The following is a 2,954-nucleotide window of genomic DNA, read 5'->3' as shown; positions in this document are numbered from 1 at the left end:
AGACAGGCGACGGCATGGACGGCGTAGCCGTCCTGCGACAGCAGGCGGCTCATCCAGGCCCTGCGGGTGGCGCTGTCCTCCACCAGCAGGATGGCGGCGCGGCGGAAGGCGGGCTGTGCCTGCGAGCCGGCGGGTGGCGGCGCCTCCTCGGCGCCCCGCGGCCGGCGGCGCAGCAGCGCCCGCAGCCGCAGCAGGATCACCTCCTGTCCCGCGGCCTTCGACACATAGGCATCGGCGCCGCTTTCCAGCCCCTGCCGCTCCAGGTCCTGCTCCCGCGCGTTGGTGAGCATCAGCACCGGAATCGCCCGGGTGCGCAGGTTCATGCGGATGCGGCGCGAGAACTCGTCGCCGTTGATGCCGGGCAGGTGGTAGTCGGCGATCACCAAGTCGGGCAGCCCGTCGTTCAGCCCGTCCAGCGCCGCCTCGGCCGTGGCCGCGCGCGTCACGGCGAAGCCCTGTTGTTCCAGCATCCGGCGAAGCTGCAGGGCCTGGGTATCGGAATCCTCGACCAGCAGGATGCTGGCGCCGGCGTTGGCTTCGCCGTTCATGCACGCGCCTCCGGCATGGCCAAGCGCAGCAGGCGCGGCGCGATCAGGTGCAGCGGCAGGCTCGCCGAGGAGCCGCCCAACCGCACCGCCGCCGCCGGCATGCCATAGACGACGGCGCTGCTCTCGTGCTCGGTGATGGTGAAGCCGCCCTGACGCCGCAACTCCGTGAGCCCCCTCGCTCCATCCTCGCCCATGCCGGTCAGCAGGATTCCCAGCCCCCTGGTCCCGGCGGCCTCCGCCACGGACCGGAACAGCAGGTTGGCCGAGGGGCGCTGGCCGCCCACCGAGGGACCGGCGCTGACCTGCAACGGACCGGCCCGCGACAGCAGCAGGTGCCGGTCGCCGGGCGCCACATAGACATGGCCGGGCAGGGGCGTCACCCCATCGCGGCCAATTTCCACCTTCAAGGGAACGAGACCGTCCAGCCAGGCGGCGAAGCCCTCCATGAAGGGCGCCCCCATGTGCTGCACCAGCAGGAGCGGCGCCGGGAAGCCGGCGGGCAGGGCGCCGATCACCCGCGCCAGGGCCGGCGGCCCGCCGGTGGAGGCGGCCATGGCCACCACCGAGGGACGCACGGGCGCGGCGCCGGGAGGCGCCATGGGCAGGGCTTCCGGAAGGACCGGGAAGGGCGGCTCGGCGGCCCGGCCGATGGCGCGGCGCCGGATCACCGGCACCTGGCTCATGATGAAGAGCTGGGTGCAGATCTCCTCCGCGATCGCCTCGTAGTGGCGGGAGGACAGGCCGACCGGCTTCTCCACCACCGACAGCGCCCCGGCGCGCAGCGCGTTCATGGAGATGCGCAGCGAGGCATCCTCCACCGCGTCGGCGATCACCACGATCGGCGTCGGGTTCTCCTCCATGATCCGCCGCGTCGCCTCCAGCCCGTCCATGCCGGGCAGGCGGATGTCCATCGAGACGACATCGGGCCGCAGGCGCGGCAGCGAACGCAGCGCCTCCTCCGCCGATTCCACCGCTCCCACCAGCAGCAGGCGCGGGTCGCTGGCGATGATGTGCGTGAGGAGACGGCGCACCACCAGCGAGTCCTCCACGACCATGACCCTGACGGGCAGCGTCCGTCCGGAGGGGAGCTGCCCCCGGGAGGAGCCGGGAGAGGGGGCGGCGCCGTTCACAGCAGTTGCCCGATCGTGGCCAGGAGCTCGCGCTGGTCGAACTTCTGCTTGGTGAGATAGGCCCCGGCGCCCAGTTCCAGCCCGCGCCGGATGTCCGCCTCGTCGGCGCGGGAGGTCATCAGGATCACCGGCAGCCCGGCGAGGCGCGGGTCGTTCTTGATCGCCTGCAGGAGACCGAAGCCGTCCATCCGCGGCATCTCCACATCCGCGAGCACCAGGTCGATCACCGCCTCGCCGCCGCGCAGGAGGTTCAGCGCCTCCACCCCGTCCACGGCCAGCAGGACGCGGTAGCCCTGCGCCTCCAGGATGCTCTTCTCCAGGGTCCGCGTGGTGATGGAATCGTCCACCACCAGGATACTGGCGCGCTCGCCGGCCTCCGCCTCGCCCGCCGGAGCGCCGGGACGGGGCACCAGGCCGAGCCTGTCGCTCCGGCCCCCGGCGGCCTGTCCTCTGGCATCTCCCCCGGCGCCGTGGCCCTCGCCGGTGCCGCCCATGCCGCGCAGCCAGCGGTCCATCAGCCCCTCGGGGCGCAGCAGCGGCACCAGGCTCCCCGCCGGCAGGACCAGGCCGGAGACCAGGGCGGGGTCCAGCCCCCAGCCGCCCCCCGCGCCCGCATCCACCGCCGAGACGGGCAGCGTCCGCACGTCGGAGAGCGCCTCCACCGCGAGCAGGCAGCGCCGCTCCCCGGCCCGCAGCAGGACCGCGCTCAGCTGGCCGGCCTCGGTGGGCAGCCGGGCGCCGGAGACACCGAGAAGGGAGGCGAGGTTTGTCACGGGAAGCATAACGTCCCGTCCACCCCATGCGATGCGGGTGGCGAGATGGCCTTCCGCCCATTGCAGCGCCGCCTCGGGCAGGCGCAGCAGGCGCTCCACCCCATGGGTCGGCAGGGCCAGGGGATGGCCGCCGGCCTCCAGCAGCAGCACGTTCTGCCGCGTGGCGGAAAAGGGCAGGTCGATCACCACCTCCGTCCCCCAGGGGTGGCGCCGCCGCATCAGCGCATGGCCGTGCAGCGCCCGCGCCGCCTCCGCCACCACCGACAGGCCCATGCCGCGCCCCGACAGCCGCCCCACCGCCTCGGCGGTGGAGAAGCCGGGCTCGAAGACCAGGGCGAGGAGGCGGTCCTCGGCCGGGGGTGGGGCCTCGGTGCTGCGGGCGGGCAGCAGGCCCTGGCGCACCGCCTGGGCCTCGATGCGCTCCGGGTCCGGCCCGGCGCCGTCGTCGAAGACGCGCAGCCGCAGCCGTCCACCGCCCAGTTCGACGCGCAGCCCGACCTCGC

At 74.0% G+C, this 2,954-nt stretch carries 3 protein-coding genes; all 3 read right to left on the bottom strand.

Going from position 1 to position 2,954, the window contains the following annotated elements; genetic code table 11:
• A partial coding sequence (locus ROTAS13_RS22125) for a PleD family two-component system response regulator (RefSeq protein WP_139323497.1) occupies positions 1-548 on the bottom strand: 548 nt, incomplete at its 3' end.
• Positions 545-1,603 carry a chemotaxis-specific protein-glutamate methyltransferase CheB gene (cheB, locus tag ROTAS13_RS22120; RefSeq protein WP_058390366.1) on the bottom strand — a complete coding sequence of 353 codons (1,059 nt, stop codon included), beginning with the start codon at positions 1,601-1,603 and terminating at the stop codon, positions 545-547. The genes cheB and ROTAS13_RS22125, both read right to left, overlap by 4 nt.
• 71 nt (positions 1,604-1,674) lie before the next feature.
• Positions 1,675-2,954: response regulator (locus ROTAS13_RS22115; protein ID WP_139323496.1), on the bottom strand; the 1,280-nt coding region annotated here is incomplete at its 5' end.

It is taken from the genome of Roseomonas sp. TAS13 (assembly GCF_001950415.1).
Taxonomy (GTDB): domain Bacteria; phylum Pseudomonadota; class Alphaproteobacteria; order Acetobacterales; family Acetobacteraceae; genus Roseomonas; species Roseomonas mucosa.
This window is presented reverse-complemented; position numbering and strand designations above follow the sequence as displayed.